The organism is Streptococcus sp. HMSC067A03 (assembly GCF_001814295.1).
Lineage (GTDB): Bacteria > Bacillota > Bacilli > Lactobacillales > Streptococcaceae > Streptococcus > Streptococcus constellatus.
In genome coordinates this window covers 41,929-61,635 of the sequence record NZ_KV815642.1, presented here as the reverse complement: position 1 = coordinate 61,635, position 19,707 = coordinate 41,929, and the positions used below count along the sequence as shown (strand labels likewise).

The window sequence follows — 19,707 nt, the reverse complement described above, 5'->3', positions numbered from 1 at the left end:
GAGACGTTTATGGACGTGGCAGCTTACAAGGAATTTTTAAATCAACCATGGGGGAAGCTTTATTATGAGATTCTATTTGCTCAGTTGGCACATATAAAAAATAAAAAGGTATTAGATTTTGGGAGTGGTTTTGGTTTGGTGGCGGATTTTTTGGCACAAAACAATCAGGTAATAGCTATAGAACCAAATGACGAGATGATTGCAGAACGTCAGCAGAATTTCCGTTATCAGCAACTACAAGGCAGTCTAGAAATGTTGAAAGATATTCCAAATGCTCATTTTGATCTCATTGTCTGCCATAATGTTCTGGAGTATGTGGATACTCCAGCTCTTTATCTAGCTGAATTTAGCAGATTGTTGAAAAAAGGTGGACAAATTTCGCTCGTTAAGCACAATGAAGTGGGGCGAATTATGCAGACAGTAGTGTTTGCAAATGATACGAATTTAGCGTTAGATTTATTATCAGGGCAGTCTTATCAATCGCATACAATGGGACAAGCAACCTATTATGATTTAGCAGACTTATTACAAAAGGTCACGTCTGAATTGACTGTTCAGAATTATCAAGGAATTCGAATTTTTTATGGCTTGCAAGACAATGCAGTTAAAACAGCAGTTGCTTGGCGGGAAAAGATGTTGAAGATAGAGCTTGCAGTTTGCCAACAGTCTCCTTATCGTGATATTGCTGCTTTTCAACATATTTGGCTGCAAAAAGGATTCAAGACTGATTCATTATGTTGAAAATAAACAAATAACTGTTGAGGAATTGCTTCTGCTTTATCAATCTGTTGGTTGGAGTAACTATACGGATTATCCAGAGCGACTAGAGCAGGCCTTTCAAAATTCTCTTTACACTGTGGCAGCGTATGACAATGACTGTCTTGTCGGTCTTCTTAGAGTAGTAGGAGATGGAGCTTCTGTTCTTTTTATCCAAGACCTACTGGTTCTACAAAATTATCAGAGGCAAGGCATCGGACGTAAACTCTTACAGACTACTTTGGAAGAATGCTCAGATGTTTATCAGATTGAGTTAGTGACAGATCGATCTGATAAGACGCTATCTTTTTATTAAGGCCTCAGATTTCGAAAACTGTCTGATTCAAATTGTACAGGTTTGATTTATGTAGGATAGCCTAAAATGCTATATGTATAAAATTAGAAGTTCAGGCTAGTGAAAGCTAGTCTTTTCGTGTTATAATAAAAGTTATATTGTAAAAGAAAGATGATTTCATGATTACATCAAAATATGATTGGCAGATTGCCACAAATTTTTCAGATGAGGACTTTATTAAAAAAGCTAAAAAACTGGGCTTGGAGACTTCGGTAGCTAATCTAGTCTACCAGAGAGGTATCCAGACAGAAGAAGCATTGCGAGACTTTCTAGAGCCTAGTTTGGACCAGCTGTATGATCCTTATGAATTGCATGATATGGATAAGGCAGTGACGCGCATTCGTCAAGCGATTGAAAATGATGAACAAATCTTGATTTATGGAGATTACGATGCGGATGGAATGACTTCAGCTTCCATTGTTAAAGAAGCGTTAGAGCAACTTGGAGCAGAGTGTCAGGTCTATTTGCCCAATCGATTTACAGATGGTTATGGTCCTAACGCGAGCGTTTATAAGTATTTTATTGATAATCAGGGTATTTCCCTCTTCATTACAGTGGATAATGGAGTTGCAGGATTGGAAGCTATTGAACTAGCTCAGTCCATGGGAGTGGATGTCATCGTAACAGATCACCATTCTATGCCGGAAATACTTCCTGATGCTTATGCAATTGTTCACCCGGAACATCCAGAAGCTGATTATCCTTTTAAGCACTTAGCTGGCTGCGGCGTGGCTTTTAAGCTAGCAACTGCCCTTTTAGAGGAAGTTCAAGTAGAGTTGCTGGATTTAGTCGCTATTGGGACTATCGCAGATATGGTCAGCCTAACAGGTGAAAATCGCATTTTGGTCAAATATGGCTTGTCTGTTTTGAAAAACACCCAGCGCATCGGTTTGCAGGAACTTTTCAAAATAGCAGGTATACAGTCTGACGAGCTGAACGAAGAAACAGTCGGTTTTCAAATAGCCCCTAGACTCAATGCTCTAGGTCGATTGGATGATCCCAATCCTGCTATTGAACTTCTGACCGGCTTTGATGAAGAAGAAGCGCGTGACATTGCCCTGATGATTAATCAGAAAAATGACGAACGCAAGGAGATGGTGCAGCATATCTATGATGAAGCTAAGTTTATGATTGATCCTAAGAAGCCTGTTCAGGTTCTAGCTGGCAAGGGTTGGAATCCAGGTGTTTTGGGAATTGTAGCAGGGCGACTTTTAGAAGAGTTACATCAGCCGATCATTGTGCTGAATATTGAAAATGGTTTAGCCAAAGGTAGTGCTCGCAGCATTGAAGCAGTTGATATTTTTGAAGCTCTAGATCCTCACCGAGAGTTATTTGTAGCTTTTGGTGGGCATGCAGGGGCAGCTGGCATGACCCTTGACGTCAGTCGATTAGAAGAACTCAGTCAGGTTTTGGAGGCTTATATTGAAGATAATCAAGTTGATTTGTCAACTAAGAATGAACTCTTTTTGGATGAAGAATTAGCTTTGCCAGATCTGACATTAGAGACCCTCAAAAACTTTGAAAAGTTAGCTCCTTTCGGCATGGACAATAAAAAGCCTATTTTCTATTTGAAAGATTTTAAGGTTGAAAATGTCCGCACTATGGGGATGGGGAATGCGCACCTTAAGCTGAAAATTTCTCAGGCTAGCGCAGTTCTTGAAGTAGTGGCTTTTGGTCTAGGTGAGCTTGCGACAGAATTTTCCCAAACTAAAAACTTAGAGCTAGCAGTCACTCTGTCGGTCAACAAGTGGAATGGTCAGACTAGCCTCCAGCTTATGCTGATGGATGCAAGGGTCGATGGAATTCAGCTTTTTAATATTCGAGGTAAAAATGCTCGGTTGCCTGAAAATGTTCCTGTTTTACGTTTTTCAGGAGAAATTCCTGATTTGAAAAAGAGCAGAGCAGTTGTAGTGTATGACTTACCTGAGCACCTAAATCAGCTCAAAGCAATTATTCAACAGGGCAATTTTGAAGCAATTTACTTTAAAAATGAGATTGTTCATCCCTATTATTTGACAGGTTTCGGAACAAGAGAGCAGTTTGCTAAACTCTATAAAACGATTTATCAGTTTCCAGAGTTTGATATACGCTACAAATTGAAAGAACTAGCCGCTTATCTAAAAATTGATCCCATCCTACTCATTAAGATGATTCAAATTTTTGAAGAGTTAGGCTTTGTGACGATTCAAGATGGGGTTATGCAGGTAAATAAAAACGCAGAAAAAAAAGCTATTGAAAGTAGCCATATTTATCAGGAGCTTAAAATAACTGTCAAGGAGCAGGAACTCATGGCTCTAGGAACGGTACAGGAAATTTATGATTATCTGATAGAAAAAGATGAATGTTCAAACTAGAAGTTAGATGAACCATTTATTTTGAGGAGTTAGCCTTTGTAGTCAAGCTATGAAATGGGCTATGAAGCTTTGAGTAATGAAAAAGTCATGAGTAAGATGAACTCATGACTTTATTTTTTGTGAGTATTGCTATTAGATGGTATTATCTACTGTAAATTTACTTTATGTTTGAGGATATAATAAGTTCCAGCATAGTAGATCAGACCTAAAAGAAGAGATACGACTATCTCACCAAAACTACCTAAAGTATTAAGTGATGGGAAAGCCGAAACGCTCAAATTAGCGACGATAAGCAGAGAAAAATGAATTCCAAAATAAGTTAGAAAGGCTATTGCAGTGCGGTGATCTTGGAAGAGTTGACCGATAGAGATAGAAAGATAAATCAATAGGATATTTGGGATAAGGACTACAAGATAGTATACAAATGATTTCAGGGCTTCACTAGTCATTTCCCAAAAGTGTTTACCAAGTAATCGAACAACTGTTTCAATTTCAGATTGTGTATGAAAAGCAGTTCCCACAATAAGGGCAATGATGAAAAAACTAAGAAATAATGCAATGGTACTAAGAATCGTCCATATAATAGCGCCAAGTAATTTTGAAAGGATAATTTGGTGTTCATTAACTGGTAAGGTGAGCGTTAGGTATCCTTCTCTTTCATAAACACTATTTTTAAAACGACGAATAATCAGAAAGAGTGTTGAAATTGCAAGTGCCACAAGGAGACCTGAGAAAATCAGCATTGTAAAACCGAAGAAAGTACTTGTCATACTCCCTGCTTCATTAGTAGAAGACTGCAAACGGTCGAAAAAGTTCCTTCCATTTGCAAAATGTCTTAGCCAAAGTCCAATACTAATAGATAGAAAGAGTACGATTCCATATAATCCTAAATACCACTTATTTACATTTTTAAATTCATATTTTAATAAATTCCAAAACATAGTTAATCTCCTTCATTTATCTTAAGCTTTAAATTCTTGTCGGAAGAGTTGGTCAATGGATCCACCAGACTCATAACGAATATCATCTACATTGCCTTGCCGAACGACCTTGCCATTATCAATAAAGATAATTTCATCTAAGATTGGTTCAATATCTGAAATCAAATGTGTTGAAATGAGAACAGAAGCACTAGGTGAATAATTGTTGATAATCGTTTGTAAAATGTAGTCTCGTGCTGCTGGATCAACTCCTCCAATTGGTTCATCAAGAACATAAAGTTTGGCTTGGCGGCTCATGACCAAAATCAACTGAACTTTTTCTTTGTTTCCTTTGGATAATTTTTTGAATGCTAGATTTTCGTCAATGTGAAGATCTTGTAACAATGCTTGAGCACGCTCCATCTCAAAATCTGCATAGAAAGATTGGAAGTACTGCAAAGCATCTTTGACTTTCATTTTTTCATTCAGGTAGGTCGTATCTGGTAAATAAGATACGATTTTTTTGGTTTCTGGTGACGGTTGAAGCCCATTGATGAGAACTTTCCCATCATTTGGCTGGAGCAAACCATTGATAAGTTTAATTATAGTTGTCTTTCCAGAGCCATTTGGACCGAGCAAGCCGATAATTTTTCCAGCTTCGATTTCAAAATTGATGTGTTCTAAAGCAGGTGTGCTGCCGTAGGATTTTGAGACATTTTCAAATGCAAGTAAAACCATTTCCTAAACTCCTTTTATATAATCTTCAACAATTGTTGGTAATTCTTCTTTCTGATAACCAAAATGAATCATACCATTTACAAATTTCTCCACTTCCTCCTTAGAAAGTTTTTGTCTAGTTTTTAAAATCAAGTCATGATTATCAGTGACAAAACGTCCTGCTGTGCGTTGAGAATAGACAAAACCATCTTTTTCCAAGTCAGATAAAGCTCGTTGGATAGTATTTGGATTTACACCGGCTTCTGCAGCTAATTCTCTAACGGCAGGTAATTTCTCACCAGCTTGTAGCTGGTTGGAGATGATTTGCAATTTAATCTTATCCATAATCTGTAAATAAATGGGAAGATTGTTATCAAAAGTCCAACTCATGATTTCTCCTTTTTGTATTTTTGTACTAATTAAATAATACAATATTTTTGAAAAAATAGCAAGTTTTTAGAAAAAATTCTGTATTTTTTCTTCAGCAAGCAAAATAGAAATTTAGTATAATAGAAAAGAGAAGAAACAAAGGAGAATGCCGTGGTTGCTCAATTAGATACGAAAACTGTTTATACATTTATGGATAGTTTGATTTCTATAAAGAAATATGTGAAAACAGCTAAAGCATTAGGATATCAAACTCTAGGGATGATGGATATTGACAATCTCTATGGAGCTTATCATTTCATGGAAATTGCGACTGCGCAAAAAATTCAGCCGATTTTAGGTATAGAAATGACCTTGGATTATGCAGGGGGTCCTCTTAATCTCCGTTTTCTAGCTCTTGATAGTCAAGGGTATCGCAATTTAATGAAACTTTCTACATTAAAAATGATAGGAAAGAGCAAGTGGGAAGAGTTGCAGCATTTATTGGAAGGGATAGCGATTATTGTTCCTGTATTTGATGGAATTCGAGACTTGGATTTGGGAAAAGATTTTTATATAGGCGTATTTCCAGATACTCCTCAACAAGATTTCATGCATAAAACTGTACCCTTGCATACGGTTCGTTACTTTGATACTGGAGATTTAGAAACATTGCAGATGCTACGGGCCATTCGGGAAAACAGTAGTTTGCGAGAAGTTGGACATTTGCCAAGCAATGAGTATTTATTATCGTCTAAGCAGTTTACACAGGCTTTTCAGAAAAATTTTCCAGAGAGTCTGGATAACCTGGAGCAGTTAGTCGCAGGTGTACATTATGAAATTAATACAGAGTTAAAATTACCGCGTTTTAATCCAGAACGACCGGCAGTAGAAGAGCTACGAGAACGAGCTGAGGCTGGATTAAAAGCAAAAAAATTATGGACAGAAGCGTATCAAGAACGCTTGAATCAAGAATTGGCTATCATTCATCAAATGGGTTTCGATGATTATTTTTTGATTGTCTGGGATTTGCTGCGCTTTGGTCGCAGTCAGGGTTATTATATGGGCATGGGTCGTGGATCTGCAGTTGGAAGCCTAGTTGCCTATGCTCTTGAAATTACAGGGATTGATCCTGTTGAGAAAAATCTAATTTTTGAGCGATTTTTAAATCTGGAACGTTATACTATGCCTGATATTGATATTGATATTCCCGATGTCTATCGTCCAGAATTTATCCGCTATGTCCGCGATCGTTACGGGACGATGCATACAGCGCAAATCGTGACCTATTCTACTTTTGGGGCTAAGCAAGCAATTCGTGACGTTTTTAAACGCTACGGGGTGCCAGAATATGAATTGACCAACATTACTCGTAAAATCAGTTTTCGTGACACATTGACTTCAGCTTATGAAAAAAATATGTCTTTTCGTCAGATTATTAACAGTAAACTGGAGTATCAAAAAGCTTTTGAAATTGCGAAAAAAATTGAAGGAAATCCACGTCAGACCTCGATTCATGCGGCAGGTGTGGTGATGAGTGATAATGATCTGACAGAACACATTCCACTTAAATATGGGGAAGATATGTACATCACGCAATATGATGCACATGGGGTTGAAAGCAATGGCCTGCTCAAAATGGACTTTCTTGGCTTGCGCAACCTGACCTTTGTTCAACGAATGAAAGAAGCAGTTTTGGAGAAGTACGGTGTTGCTATTAACATTGCAAAGATTGATCTGGAGGATACTATAACCTTGCAGCTTTTTGCAGCGGGCAGAACTAAAGGTATTTTTCAATTTGAGCAAGCGGGAGCTATTAACCTTTTGAAGCGTGTTCAGCCTGTGCAATTCGAAGAAATCGTCGCCACTACATCACTCAACCGTCCGGGAGCTAGTGATTATATTGATAATTTTGTAAAAAGAAAGCACGGACAAGAAAAGATAGAGATGCTGGACTCAAGTTTGGAAGATATTTTGGCTCCAACTTACGGTATTATGCTGTATCAAGAGCAGGTAATGCAGGTTGCTCAGCGTTTTGCTGGTTTTAGCTTAGGCAAAGCCGATATTTTGCGGAGAGCTATGGGAAAAAAAGATGCTATTGAAATGCATCGAATGGAAGCAGAATTTGTTACAGGAGCACTTGATCTTGGACATTCTGAAATCAAAGCAAAAGAAGTGTTTGCGGTTATGGAAAAGTTTGTAGGTTACGGATTTAATCGCAGCCACGCTTATGCATACTCCGCCCTTGCTTTTCAGTTGGCATATTTCAAAGCGCACTATCCTGATATTTTCTTTGATATTATGCTGAATTATTCAAGCAGTGATTACATCACAGATGCGTTAGAGTTCGACTTTCAAATCGCTTCTTTAAATATCAATAACATTCCTTATCGAGATAAATTCCAAGACAAGCAGATATATTTAGGCTTGAAAAACATTAAAGGATTGCCACGCGATGTTGCTTATTGGATTATTGAAAATCGTCCGTTTTCAAATGTAGAAGACTTCGTTTTGAAATTACCAACACAATATCATAAGGTTCAGTTACTAACTCCCTTAGTACAAATCGGCTTATTTGATGTATTTGAAAAAAATCGTCAAAAAATCCTGCAAAATCTTCCCAATTTGTTTGTCTTTGCAGATGAATTAGGTAGTCTTTTTGCAGATACAAATTATAGTTGGACAGAAGCGGAGAATTATACAGAAGCAGAGAAATTTGAGCTAGAAAAGGAAATTATCGGTGTTGGTTTGAGCGAGCATCCTTTGGTAAAGCTTGCAAAAGCTGCTACTCAATCCTTTACTCCTATTCAAGAGTTAGTTGAAAACACTCATGCGACGATTTTAGTAGAAATTTTGTCTATTCGTGTCATTCGTACCAAAACGGGTGAAAATATGGCGTTCTTACAAGTAAGTGATACTAAAAGAAAAATGGAAGTGACAGTGTTTCCAGATACCTTTAAACAGTTCGGCAAAGGTTTGCATGAAAAAGGTTTCTATTATCTGACTGGTCGGATTCAAAAACGAGAGAATCGTTTGCAGATGATTTTAAATCATTTGCAGGAAGCTAACACAGAACGTTTTTGGATACAAGTAGAAAATCATGAAAGTGATGCAGAAATATCCGCTATTTTACAGCAATTTCGAGGAGACATTCCAGTCGTTATCCGTTATGAAAATGAAAGAAAGACAGTGGCAATTCCTCAATATCGTGTTCAAAAATCAGATAAATTACAAGAAGAATTGAAAAAAATAACCATGAAAACGATTTATCAATAAAAAATTAGGAAAAAAGAAGAATTTTGATTTTGATTGTGGTATAATCAAGGGTGAATGTAAAAAGAAAAAGGAGCACAAACGAATGAAACGTATTGCTGTTTTAACTAGTGGTGGAGACGCCCCTGGTATGAATGCTGCTATCCGTGCAGTTGTTCGTAAAGCAATTTCAGAAGGAATGGAAGTTTACGGTATCTATGACGGTTATGCCGGCATGGTTGCTGGTGAAATTTATCCGCTTGATGCCGCATCAGTTGGAGATATTATTTCACGTGGTGGTACTTTCCTTCACTCAGCTCGTTATCCAGAATTTGCCCAATTAGAAGGACAATTAAAAGGAATTGAGCAACTTAAAAAACATGGTATTGAAGGAGTTGTGGTTATCGGTGGAGACGGTTCTTATCATGGCGCTATGCGATTGACAGAACATGGCTTCCCAGCTGTCGGACTTCCTGGCACGATTGACAATGATATCGTTGGTACAGATTTTACAATCGGTTTTGACACAGCTGTTACAACTGCGATGGATGCCATTGATAAGATTCGCGATACCTCATCTAGTCACCGTCGTACTTTTGTTGTTGAAGTAATGGGACGTAACGCTGGAGACATCGCTCTCTGGGCTGGTATTGCGACAGGTGCTGATGAAATTATCGTTCCTGAAGAAGACTTCAAAATCGAAGATATCGTTGCAAGTATTAAACGTGGCTATGAAGAAGGTAAGAAACATAATATTATTGTTCTTGCAGAGGGTGTTATGTCGGCCGATGAATTTGGTAAGAAGTTGAAAGAAGCTGGTGATGTGAGCGATCTTCGTGTGACGGAACTTGGACATATTCAACGTGGTGGTTCCCCAACTGCTCGTGACCGTGTTCTTGCTTCTCGTATGGGTGCTCATGCCGTTACCCTTCTTAAGAAGGGTATTGGTGGTGTTGCGGTTGGTATTCGTAATGAACAAATGGTTGAAAATCCAATCCTTGGTACAGCAGAAGAGGGTGCTTTATTTAGTTTAACAGAAGACGGTAAGATTATTGTTAATAATCCACATAAAGCTGATCTTGATCTTGCTAAATTAAACCGTAGCATTTCAATGTAATTTTAATTTGTTATTCTGGTCATAAAGACCATTTAAATAAAAAGGAGTGTTCATATATCATGAATAAACGTGTAAAAATCGTTGCAACTTTAGGTCCTGCGGTAGAAATCCGTGGTGGTAAAAGATTTGGTGAAGATGGCTATTGGAGCGAAAAATTAGATGTTGAAGCATCGGCTCAAAATATTGCAAAATTAATCCAAGCTGGTGCAAATACATTCCGTTTCAACTTCTCGCATGGTGATCATGCAGAACAAGGTGATCGTATGGCTACTGTGCACCGTGCAGAAGAAATTGCTGGTCAAAAAGTTGGTTATCTTCTTGATACAAAAGGACCTGAAATTCGTACAGAATTATTTGAAGGTGACGCTAAAGAATACTCTTACAAAACGGGTGAACAAATCCGTGTTGCAACGAAACAAGGTATCAAATCAACTCGCGAAGTTATTGCTTTGAACGTAGCAGGTGCACTTGACATCTTTGATGACGTTGAAGTTGGGAAACAAGTTCTTGTTGATGATGGTAAACTTGGTCTGCGCGTTATTGCAAAAGATCCTGCTACACGTGAATTTGAAGTAGAGGTTGAAAATGATGGAATTATCGCAAAACAAAAAGGTGTGAATATTCCAAATACAAAAATTCCTTTCCCAGCGCTTGCTGAACGCGACAATGATGATATTCGTTTCGGTTTGGAACAAGGAATCAACTTTATCGCTATTTCATTCGTACGTACTGCAAAAGATGTTAATGAAGTTCGCGCAATCTGTGAAGAAACTGGTAATGGACATGTGAAACTGTTCGCTAAAATCGAAAACCAACAAGGTATCGAAAACTTGGATGAAATCCTTGAAGTAGCGGACGGTATCATGATTGCTCGTGGTGACATGGGTATCGAAGTACCATTTGAAATGGTTCCAGTTTACCAAAAAATGATTATCACAAAAGTCAATGCTGCAGGTAAAATTGCGATCACAGCAACAAACATGCTTGAAACAATGACTGAAAAGCCACGTGCGACTCGTTCAGAAGTATCAGACGTATTTAACGCTGTTATTGACGGAACAGATGCAACAATGCTTTCAGGCGAATCTGCAAATGGTAAATACCCACTTGAATCTGTAACAACAATGGCTACAATTGATAAAAACGCTCAAACTCTATTGAACGAGTATGGACGCTTGTCATCAGTTGATTACGCACGTAGTTCTAAAACAGAAGTTGTGGCATCAGCTGTTAAAGATGCTACAAACTCAATGGACATCAAATTGGTCGTAACAATGACTGAATCAGGAAATACAGCTCGTTTGATTTCTAAATATCGTCCAGATGCTGACATCTTGGCAATTACATTTGATGAATTGACACAACGTTCATTGATGTTGAACTGGGGTGTTATTCCAGTAGTAACTGAAAAACCTGCATCTACTGATGATATGTTTGAAGTTGCTGAAAAAGTTGCTCTTGAAAGTGGTCTTGTGGAATCTGGCGACAATATTGTGATTGTAGCTGGTGTTCCGGTCGGAACTGGTGGAACAAACACTATGCGTATCCGCACAGTTCGTTAATTTGTATTACTAAAAGAAAAGAAGCTTATCAATCAACGTTTTTCTAGCTTGATTGGTAGGTTTTTTAGTTGCAGATAAAAATAGGAATAGCAATTTACTTTTTCCGCCTTTGTTTATTTTCTGAAAACATGATATAATAAATAAAAGAAGAGGAGAGAGAATGGTAAAGAGAGATTTAATTAGGAACATTATTATTTTATCCGTCATTGTAATAATTATCGCTTGTTTGCGAATTTTTATTTTTACACCATATGGCATTACCGCAAAAGATGCGAATCATTTTTTGAAAGACAGAGATATTGTTATTGCCAATAAGAACAAAAAAATCAAAAGAGATGATTTTGTATTGTATGAGGTGGATGGAAAAGAATATGTCGGACGTGTCGTTGGTTTAGGAAATGACTCTGTCGTTTATATGGATGATGTACTGTACTTAAATAATAAAATTAAGTCAGAAGATTATTTAATGAAAGATAAGGAAAAATATTTAGCGAAGGCTACTAATACAGGCTATTTCACTCATGACTTTACTATTCAGACATTAACCAAATCAAATACAAATATAATTCCAGCAAAATCTTATTTGATCTTAAATGATAATCGACAAAATATGGAAGATAGTCGGAAATTTGGTTTGATTGCAGAGAAACAAATTAAGGGAGTTATCTCTTTTAGAGTGCTTCCCTTGGATCAATTTGGTTTTATTAAAATGAAGTAGCATTAAGTGTTAAAAAGCGAAACTGAAAATTTATGTTTCAGTTTCGCTTTTTCGTGTTTCCTGATGAAAAACATTTTGCCATGTTTCGTGACGACGCCAAAGGCTGGTATGGATAATTCCATCTTCTTCATAACAAATTAATTTTGTTTTTTGACTGATAGAAGTTAAATGGAAATTTTTAATAGGAGATTGCTTTCCTTTTTCGATTTGAAATTCTTTTTTGTTCATTTGGTAGCCATCTTGGGAAATGTAAACAAATTCAGGAGCTAGTAAGTCCTCTAATTGGCTTCCCTGCTCGACTAATTGTTCTCTCATAAATAATTTTCGATAAACATTGTCCAAAATTTCATCCTCTGGGATAGGTGCGGGCTCAATGTGGATGTCAATATCAAAAACTCCAAATCGATCTTTGAGCATAAATTCAACTTGATCGGCAATTTCATGACTTTCATAGACAGATAAGTCGGGATTCATTTCTAAAATGAGGTCAAGATAGATGTTACTACCATAAGTACGACCTCTTTGAGATTTAACACGGGAAATTTTAGGGATTTCTAAAATGGCTTCTTTGTATTCTTTTAAAAGATTTTCATCAAAACCGTCTGATAGACTAAAAGAGGATTCCATAAAAATTTCGTAAGCCGTTTTAAGAATGAAAAAGGTGATAATGATGGCAACAAGTTTATCCACGATCGGGAAATTTAAGGCACTTGCGATGATTGCAATCGTTGTACCAAGAGAAGTGATAGCATCAGATAAATTATCTTTGGCAGCAGCATCAAGAGCTTTAGAATGTGCTTTTTTTGCTAAGGATTTATTATAAAAGTAAACACCAGTCATAATCAAAGCGGAGACCATTCCAACTAACGCACCCAAAGGATCAATGATTGTTTCTTGGCGAGAGATAATTTTTTGAACGGTATCAATCAGAACATCAAAGCCAACAAAAAACATGATAAGGGAGGTGACAAGACTAGCCAAGTCTTCAATTTTCCAGTGGCCAAATTTATGATCCGTGTCAGCCGGTTTGCGTGCCATACGAAGCCCTATTAAAACGGCAATATTAGCCACAATATCTGAAACATTGTTAAAACCATCGGCTGTCAAACTGGAGGATTGTAAGGTAGAGCCAGCAATAATTTTAGCAATTGATAAGATGATGTAGGTTACAATAGCTAAAATAGCACCGCGCTCTGCGAGTTTAAGATTTTTTGCTGGATTATTCATGAGTTTTCCTTTCAGAAAGTTTATTATAACGCTTTTTACGTGATTTTTCAAACTTTTATAGGACGAAATGTGTGAAGACTTCTCTTTCTAGTTTAGCTTATGAGTTATTTTTGTTATAATAGAACCATTGACTTTGAAAGAGGAAAAAAGATGAATCCCTTATTAACAGGTATGAATAACCGTCAAATGGAGGCAGTTCAAACAACGGAAGGTCCTTTGCTGATTATGGCAGGAGCTGGGTCTGGAAAAACACGTGTTTTAACCCACCGTATTGCCTATTTGATTGATGAAAAGTTAGTCAATCCTTGGAATATCTTGGCGATCACCTTTACGAATAAGGCTGCTCGAGAAATGAAGGAGCGGGCATTTTCCTTAAATCCCGCAACAGAAGATTGTTTAATTGCGACTTTTCACTCGATGTGCGTGCGGATTTTGCGTAGGGAAGCTGACCATATCGGCTATAACCGCAATTTTACGATTGTCGATCCTAGTGAGCAGCGAACACTGATGAAGCGGATTCTCAAAAATCTCAATCTCGATCCTAAGAAGTGGAATGAGCGCGCCATTCTGGGCATCATTTCCAATGCCAAGAACGACCTGATTGATGAGGTGGCCTATGAGAATATGGCTGGTGATATGTATACAGAAATTGTGGCTAAGTGCTATACAGCTTATCAAAAGGAACTGCGCCAGTCAGAGGCTATGGACTTTGATGATTTGATCATGCTGACCCTGCGGCTTTTTGACCAAAATCCTGACGTCCTGACCTATTACCAGCAACGTTACCAGTACATCCATGTAGACGAGTATCAAGATACCAACCATGCCCAGTACCAGCTGGTCAAGCTCTTGGCTTCTCGTTTTAAGAATATCTGTGTGGTTGGAGATGCCGACCAGTCTATCTATGGCTGGCGGGGAGCCGATATGCAGAATATCCTGGATTTTGAGAAGGATTATCCGGAGGCCAAGGTGGTCCTGCTGGAAGAAAATTACCGCTCGACCAAAACCATTCTGCAGGCTGCCAATGATGTTATCAAAAATAATCGTAACCGCCGTCCCAAAAATCTTTGGACTCAGAATGAAGATGGCGAAGAAATTGTCTACTATCGAGCTAATGACGAGCAGGATGAAGCTCTCTTTGTTGCTCGGACCATTGTTCAGCTGACCCGAGAAGGCTACAGTCATAAGGATTTTGCAGTTCTTTACCGGACCAATGCTCAATCACGGACAGTGGAAGAAGCCCTCCTTAAGGCCAATATTCCTTATACCATGGTGGGGGGCACCAAATTCTATAGCCGTAAGGAAATACGGGATGTCATTAGCTATCTAAATCTCATTGCCAACCCTAGTGATAACATCAGCTATGAGCGGGTGGTGAATGAGCCCAAGCGTGGTGTTGGTCCGGGAACAGTAGAGAAGATTCGGAATTTTGCAGCCAGTCAAAATGTGTCTCTTTTAGAAGCCTCCTCACAGATTATGCTTTCACTTGTCAAAGGGAAAGCTGCTCAGTCAGTTTTTGACTTTGCCAATCTCATTTTGAATCTTCGTGAGCGACTAGATGAGTTGACGGTGACAGAATTGGTGGAAATAGTTCTTGAAAAGACGGGTTATACTGAACAATTAGTAGCTCAAGGGACGCTGGAAAGTCAGGCTCGAATTGAAAATATTGAAGAATTCTTATCGGTTACCAAAAATTTTGATGAACGTTCTGAAAATGATACAGAAGAAACGGGGCTTGATAAGTTAAGCCATTTCCTTAATGATCTGGCTTTGGTTGCGGACACAGATGACGTTGGCACTCAGGAAAGCTCAGAAGTGACACTTATGACGCTACATGCTGCCAAGGGGTTAGAATTTCCAGTGGTTTTCATTATCGGTATGGAAGAAAATGTCTTCCCACTTAGTCGGGCAACTGAAGAGGAAGACGAATTAGAGGAAGAGCGCCGATTAGCCTATGTTGGAATTACTCGTGCTGAAAAAGTCTTGTTTCTGATCAATGCTAACTCGCGTTTGCTGTATGGGAAAACTAATTATAATCGACCAACTCGTTTTCTCAATGAAATTAGTTCGGATTTATTGAACTACCAAGGGTTAGCTCGACCGGTCAATACGTCTTTTAAAGCCTCCTATGTAAATGGAAAAACTATCCAGTTTGGTCAAGGAATGAGTCTCGCGCAAGCATTACAAGAACGAAAACGACAAGCAGCACCAAGTAGTATTGCCTCAAGTCAGTTGCCGTTCGGTAAGAATGTGGAAGCGACTCAGCCAGATCTTGATTGGGCTATCGGTGACATTGCGCATCATAAAAAATGGGGAGACGGAACTGTATTGGAAGTATCAGGTAGCGGTAGTAGCCAAGAATTGAAAATCAATTTTCCGGAGATTGGATTAAAGAAACTTCTGGCCAGTATTGCCCCTATTGAGAAGAAGTCATGAGTAACATTTTGATTGAACTTAGATAGACAAATTTAGCTTTCATGGGTTTAGGAAAAACCAAAAAAGGCGATAGAACTGGTTCAGAAAGATATATCGTTCTAGTTATTACTACAAGGTAGTTGAACCAGTTTTAGAAACAGATCTAGAGATGAAAGTGAAAAATATTTTTTGGAAAACAAGGCTCGATTTGGAGCTAGAAAAATCAAACAGGTGCTTAAAGCCGAAAGATTTCAGCTATCACGTCGTCGAATCCGCCGAATCATGAAACGATTAAACCTCGTTTGTGTGTCTCAAAAAATGACCTTTAAGCCTTAAGCCCCATTTAAATATGAGGCTTTTTTCTGCAATGAAAAAAGCCCTCTGATCTCTACAGTTGATTTACTTACTACAGAAATGATAGAGGCGAAGTTTACTGTTTTTCATTTGTATCTAAGAATGATATAATGAAATGTAGAAATTTCTTGAATGAGGTGTCTTATGAACGAAATCAAATGTCCCAACTGTGGGGAAGTCTTTACAGTCAATGAAAGTCAGTACAGCGAGCTTCTGGCTCAGGTGCGAACGGCGGAGTTTGACAAAGAGATCCATGTTCGAATTGAGCAGGCGTTAGCTCTGGAAAAACAAAAGGCACAGAATGAGCAACAGCAAACATTAAGCCAGAAAGAATCTGAAATCCAAGAACTCAAGGCGACTATTTCCAATTTTGAATCACAAAAAGAACTGATAAAAAAGGATACAGAGCGGGCGCTGTCTGAAAAACTCATTAATAAAGACAAGGAGTTGCTGGACTTGCAGTCGCAACTGGATCGTATGAAGTTGGAACACCAAAATGAATTACAGGCTTCGCTGACAACCATTGAAAAAGAACGTGACCAGATTCAAAACCAGCTTTTGTTGCAAGAGAAAGAAAATGAATTATCTCTTGCATCTATTAAACAAAATTACGAAGCTCAGCTAAAGGCAGCCAATGAACAGGTGGAATTTTACAAGAACTTTAAAGCACAACAATCTACTAAAGCCATTGGAGAGAGTTTAGAACACTACGCTGAAAGCGAATTTAACAAAGTTCGCAGTTTTGCTTTTCCTAATGCTTACTTTGAGAAGGATAATAAAATTTCTGAACGAGGATCCAAAGGGGATTTCATTTTCCGTGAGTGTGATGAAAACGGAGTAGAAATCATTTCTATTATGTTTGAAATGAAAAATGAAGCGGACGGTACGGAGAAGAAGCATAAAAACGCTGATTTTTACAAAGAATTGGATAAGGACCGCAGGGAAAAGAAATGTGAGTATGCTGTTTTGGTAAGCATGCTAGAATCAGACAACGACTATTTCAATACCGGTATTGTCGATGTTAGCCATGAATATGAGAAGATGTACGTGGTGCGGCCACAATTTTTCATTCAGTTGATTGGACTTTTGCGCAATGCTGCGCTCAATTCTCTCAAATACAAGCAGGAGCTGGCTCTGGTTCGCGAGCAGAATATTGACATTACCCACTTTGAAGACGATTTAGAAACCTTTAAAGTAGCCTTTGCTAAAAATTATAATTCAGCTTCTAAGAATTTTAACAAGGCGATTGAAGAAATTGACAAGGCTATTAAGCGAATGGAAGCAGTCAAACAAGCACTTCAGACGTCAGACAATCAGCTGCGCTTAGCTAACAACAAACTGGACGATGTCTCAGTCAAAAAACTGACCCGCAAAAATCCAACCATGAAAGCCAAGTTTGAAGCCTTGAAGGAAGACTAGAAGGATCCTATGCAGATACGTAAAGCAACCATAAAAGATGCTGAAGCCTTACTGTCTCTATACGAAGACTTGGGCTATCCAACGACCGCATCTAATCTGGCTCGGTGTTTAGAAATAATTCTCTCTCAGCCGCATTATAGCTATCTTTTAGCTGAAAGAAACGGAGAAATTTTAGGTTTCTTAGGTTATGCAAAGCTCTTCTTTTTTGAAGTAGCTGGTTCTTACTATCGTATTTTGGCTTTGTCTGTTGCAAAAGAGGTAAGGCGACAGGGAATTGCTAATAAGCTCATCAATAAGTTGAAAAAACAAGCGGTAAAAGAAGGAATTAAGGTACTGGCTCTAAACAGTGGATTAACTGCTGAACGAAATGCTGCACATCGGTTTTATCAGGCAGTTGGATTTGAAAAAGTGACTGCCGGCTTTGCTTTGTATTTAAAAAGTCAACACAAATAAATCATGAGAAAAATAGTAGAGGAAACAAAGTAATGTCTACAGCAAAAGGGCGGATCTTATATTTTAGCGAAAAAAGTATGGATTATATAACTTTTGGAAAGGGCAAGGAGACTCTCATTATGATACCCGGTTTGGGAGATGGACTAAACACAGTCAAGGGAATGGCACAGAGTTTATCTTTTGTTTATAGACATCTAAGAAAAAGTGTCAAGTATATGTATTCAGTCGTATCAATGAGTTACCCAAAAAATATTCTACAAAAGATATGGCTGCAGATATAGCGGAAGCTATGAATGCTTTAAGCATTGAATCGGCTTTTGTATTGGGGGGTCACAAGGTGGAATGATTGCTCAGCATTTAACCTTAGACTTTCCAGAAAAGGTGAAAAAATTGGTGTTAGCAGTGATGGCAGACCAATCCACTAGTTTACTTGAAAAACGAGTTAAATTGCTTATTGCTAGCGAGAGAAGGAATTATACAGAATCGATGTTGGATATAGCTCGCGTTTCTTATACAAGCAAGAGCTATTCCTACCTTCGCTATCTTTATTAGTTTTGAGCCAGTTTGGGAAAATAAAAGATCAACATCGTTTGTCAGTACAAGCGCAGTCTTGTTTAGAACATCGCTCGAATTTGTTAGAGAGTACAATATGTCCAACACTTATTATTGATGCAGCTGATGATCAAGTTATCGGACTGGATACCTCGTGTGAGCTGGAGCAAACCATTCCAAAGAGTCGCTTGGAAATTTTAGAAGACTGTGGACATGCTCTTTATGAGAAAAATAAGGAATTTAATCAATTGTTGCTAGGATTTTTAGCAGAATAAAGGAATCAAATGGACGGAATTATCAATTTAAAAAAGGAAGCGGGGATGACCTCGCACGATGCGGTTTTTAAGCTGCGCAAGATTTTACAAACTAAGAAAATCGGTCACGGAGGAACATTGGATCCAGATGTGGTGGGGGTTTTGCCTATTGCAGTCGGGAAAGCCACGCGATTGATAGAATTTATGCAGGACGAAGGTAAAATCTATGAAGGAGAAGTCACTTTAGGTTTTTCAACAACAACTGAAGATGCGAGCGGTGAGGTGCTTGCAAAGACTCCTGTATTGGCTCCCTTGGATGCAAAATTGGTAGATGAGGCTATCGCTAGTTTGACAGGTCTCATTACTCAGATTCCTCCCATGTACTCGGCTGTCAAGGTGAATGGACGAAAACTCTACGAGTATGCTCGAACTGGAGAAGCAGTAGAGAAACCGAAGCGACAAGTGACAATTTACAGCTTTGAGCGGACTACCCCCATTTCTTATGAAAATCAGACAGCCCGATTTAACTTTCGAGTTAGATGTAGCAAAGGCACTTATATCCGCACGTTGGCAGTTGATTTGGGAGTAAAATTGGGATATGCTTCTCACATGTCTCAATTGACTCGGACTTCTGCAGCTGGTATGCTTTTGGAGGAAGCCTTGACCTTGGATGAAATAGCAGAGCAGGTAACAGTAGGGGATTTCTCCTTTCTCCAACCACTCGAATTGGGTATAGGGGATTTGGTTAAGATAGACCTTACAAAAGAACAGGCAGAGGATGTGCGATTTGGTCGATTTATTGATGTAAATTCAAATGAAACTCAAGTAGCTGGATTTTTTCAAGGGAAATTGCTTGCTATTCTAGAAAAGCGTAACAAAGAATATAAACCTAGAAAAGTATTTCTTTAACATTTTG

The 19,707-nt window shown here is 38.3% G+C and carries 15 protein-coding genes and 2 pseudogenes; 13 read left to right on the top strand and 4 right to left on the bottom strand.

Annotated features, from left to right (window positions below; all coding sequences use genetic code 11):
• Positions 1-9 precede the first annotated feature (9 nt).
• The 3 genes from HMPREF2963_RS00970 (at position 10) to recJ (ending at position 3,465) form a co-directional block, all read left to right on the top strand.
• Complete coding sequence (locus tag HMPREF2963_RS00970) at positions 10-741, top strand: class I SAM-dependent methyltransferase (RefSeq protein WP_070668062.1); 732 nt, start codon at positions 10-12, stop codon at positions 739-741.
• Positions 725-1,072, top strand: coding sequence for a GNAT family N-acetyltransferase (locus HMPREF2963_RS00965; protein WP_070668212.1), 348 nt, complete (start codon positions 725-727; stop codon positions 1,070-1,072). Before HMPREF2963_RS00970 ends, HMPREF2963_RS00965 begins: the two co-directional genes overlap by 17 nt.
• 158 nt (positions 1,073-1,230) lie before the next feature.
• Entirely contained in the window at positions 1,231-3,465 is a 2,235-nt protein-coding gene (gene recJ, locus HMPREF2963_RS00960; protein WP_070668060.1) for a single-stranded-DNA-specific exonuclease RecJ, read from the top strand.
• A 146-nt stretch (positions 3,466-3,611) separates the two neighbouring features.
• Here the strand turns inward: recJ and HMPREF2963_RS00955 are convergent, their stop codons facing one another.
• Genes HMPREF2963_RS00955 through HMPREF2963_RS00945 form a run of 3 tightly spaced genes read right to left on the bottom strand, consistent with a single transcriptional unit; the run spans position 3,612 to position 5,492 of the window.
• Positions 3,612-4,406 (bottom strand): ABC transporter ATP-binding protein, encoded by a 795-nt coding sequence (locus HMPREF2963_RS00955; RefSeq protein WP_070668058.1) that lies wholly within the window; start codon positions 4,404-4,406, stop codon positions 3,612-3,614.
• A 21-nt stretch (positions 4,407-4,427) separates the two neighbouring features.
• The gene (locus HMPREF2963_RS00950) at positions 4,428-5,123 is read right to left on the bottom strand and encodes an ABC transporter ATP-binding protein (protein WP_003069677.1); all 696 of its coding nucleotides are present in this window, start codon (positions 5,121-5,123) and stop codon (positions 4,428-4,430) included.
• Positions 5,124-5,126: 3 nt separating this feature from the next.
• Complete coding sequence (locus HMPREF2963_RS00945) at positions 5,127-5,492, bottom strand: GntR family transcriptional regulator (RefSeq protein ID WP_003069676.1); 366 nt, start codon at positions 5,490-5,492, stop codon at positions 5,127-5,129.
• A gap of 150 nt (positions 5,493-5,642) precedes the next feature.
• Here HMPREF2963_RS00945 and HMPREF2963_RS00940 point away from each other — a divergent pair, with 150 nt between their 5' ends.
• From HMPREF2963_RS00940 to lepB, 4 genes are all read left to right on the top strand, one after another.
• The gene (locus HMPREF2963_RS00940) at positions 5,643-8,744 is read left to right on the top strand and encodes a DNA polymerase III subunit alpha (RefSeq protein WP_070668056.1); all 3,102 of its coding nucleotides are present in this window, start codon (positions 5,643-5,645) and stop codon (positions 8,742-8,744) included.
• An 82-nt stretch (positions 8,745-8,826) separates the two neighbouring features.
• A complete protein-coding gene (gene pfkA, locus HMPREF2963_RS00935; protein WP_003069674.1) occupies positions 8,827-9,837 on the top strand; it encodes a 6-phosphofructokinase in 1,011 nt (336 codons plus the stop codon).
• A 59-nt stretch (positions 9,838-9,896) separates the two neighbouring features.
• Positions 9,897-11,399 carry a pyruvate kinase gene (pyk, locus tag HMPREF2963_RS00930; RefSeq protein ID WP_003069673.1) on the top strand — a complete coding sequence of 501 codons (1,503 nt, stop codon included), beginning with the start codon at positions 9,897-9,899 and terminating at the stop codon, positions 11,397-11,399.
• A gap of 160 nt (positions 11,400-11,559) precedes the next feature.
• Positions 11,560-12,117, top strand: a complete 558-nt coding sequence (gene lepB / locus HMPREF2963_RS00925) for a signal peptidase I (RefSeq protein WP_070668054.1) — start codon at positions 11,560-11,562, stop codon at positions 12,115-12,117.
• A gap of 30 nt (positions 12,118-12,147) precedes the next feature.
• On the opposite strand, the gene HMPREF2963_RS00920 is transcribed toward lepB, so the two are convergent.
• Positions 12,148-13,344 carry a cation diffusion facilitator family transporter gene (locus HMPREF2963_RS00920; protein WP_039676966.1) on the bottom strand — a complete coding sequence of 399 codons (1,197 nt, stop codon included), beginning with the start codon at positions 13,342-13,344 and terminating at the stop codon, positions 12,148-12,150.
• 150 nt (positions 13,345-13,494) lie between these two features.
• Between HMPREF2963_RS00920 and pcrA the strand changes: the two genes are divergently transcribed.
• The 6 genes and pseudogenes from pcrA (at position 13,495) to truB (ending at position 19,700) form a co-directional block, all read left to right on the top strand.
• A complete protein-coding gene (pcrA, locus tag HMPREF2963_RS00915; RefSeq protein WP_070668052.1) occupies positions 13,495-15,780 on the top strand; it encodes a DNA helicase PcrA in 2,286 nt (761 codons plus the stop codon).
• A 94-nt stretch (positions 15,781-15,874) separates the two neighbouring features.
• Positions 15,875-16,092: pseudogene (locus HMPREF2963_RS09465) on the top strand (IS3 family transposase); the annotation flags it as partial.
• A 165-nt stretch (positions 16,093-16,257) separates the two neighbouring features.
• Positions 16,258-17,532 carry a DUF2130 domain-containing protein gene (locus tag HMPREF2963_RS00910; protein WP_070668050.1) on the top strand — a complete coding sequence of 425 codons (1,275 nt, stop codon included), beginning with the start codon at positions 16,258-16,260 and terminating at the stop codon, positions 17,530-17,532.
• Positions 17,533-17,541: 9 nt separating this feature from the next.
• The gene (locus tag HMPREF2963_RS00905) at positions 17,542-17,985 is read left to right on the top strand and encodes a GNAT family N-acetyltransferase (protein WP_049476685.1); all 444 of its coding nucleotides are present in this window, start codon (positions 17,542-17,544) and stop codon (positions 17,983-17,985) included.
• Between the two features lie 32 nt (positions 17,986-18,017).
• Positions 18,018-18,812 (top strand): annotated as a pseudogene (locus HMPREF2963_RS00900) (alpha/beta fold hydrolase).
• A gap of 9 nt (positions 18,813-18,821) precedes the next feature.
• Positions 18,822-19,700: a tRNA pseudouridine(55) synthase TruB gene (gene truB, locus HMPREF2963_RS00895; RefSeq protein ID WP_070668048.1), complete on the top strand. Its 879-nt coding sequence runs from the start codon at positions 18,822-18,824 to the stop codon at positions 19,698-19,700.
• Positions 19,701-19,707: the final 7 nt, after the last annotated feature.

What these genes read in the sequence shown, in the direction of transcription:
- HMPREF2963_RS00970 (WP_070668062.1), top strand. Translation starts at nt 10, where the DNA reads ATGGACGTGGCAGCTTACAAGGAATTTTTAAATCAACCATGGGGGAAG.
- recJ (WP_070668060.1), top strand. Translation starts at nt 1,231, where the DNA reads ATGATTACATCAAAATATGATTGGCAGATTGCCACAAATTTTTCAGAT.
- HMPREF2963_RS00955 (WP_070668058.1), bottom strand. Translation starts at nt 4,406, where the DNA reads ATGTTTTGGAATTTATTAAAATATGAATTTAAAAATGTAAATAAGTGG.
- HMPREF2963_RS00950 (WP_003069677.1), bottom strand. Translation starts at nt 5,123, where the DNA reads ATGGTTTTACTTGCATTTGAAAATGTCTCAAAATCCTACGGCAGCACA.
- HMPREF2963_RS00945 (WP_003069676.1), bottom strand. Translation starts at nt 5,492, where the DNA reads ATGAGTTGGACTTTTGATAACAATCTTCCCATTTATTTACAGATTATG.
- pfkA (WP_003069674.1), top strand. Translation starts at nt 8,827, where the DNA reads ATGAAACGTATTGCTGTTTTAACTAGTGGTGGAGACGCCCCTGGTATG.
- pyk (WP_003069673.1), top strand. Translation starts at nt 9,897, where the DNA reads ATGAATAAACGTGTAAAAATCGTTGCAACTTTAGGTCCTGCGGTAGAA.
- lepB (WP_070668054.1), top strand. Translation starts at nt 11,560, where the DNA reads ATGGTAAAGAGAGATTTAATTAGGAACATTATTATTTTATCCGTCATT.
- HMPREF2963_RS00920 (WP_039676966.1), bottom strand. Translation starts at nt 13,344, where the DNA reads ATGAATAATCCAGCAAAAAATCTTAAACTCGCAGAGCGCGGTGCTATT.
- pcrA (WP_070668052.1), top strand. Translation starts at nt 13,495, where the DNA reads ATGAATCCCTTATTAACAGGTATGAATAACCGTCAAATGGAGGCAGTT.
- HMPREF2963_RS00910 (WP_070668050.1), top strand. Translation starts at nt 16,258, where the DNA reads ATGAACGAAATCAAATGTCCCAACTGTGGGGAAGTCTTTACAGTCAAT.
- HMPREF2963_RS00905 (WP_049476685.1), top strand. Translation starts at nt 17,542, where the DNA reads ATGCAGATACGTAAAGCAACCATAAAAGATGCTGAAGCCTTACTGTCT.
- truB (WP_070668048.1), top strand. Translation starts at nt 18,822, where the DNA reads ATGGACGGAATTATCAATTTAAAAAAGGAAGCGGGGATGACCTCGCAC.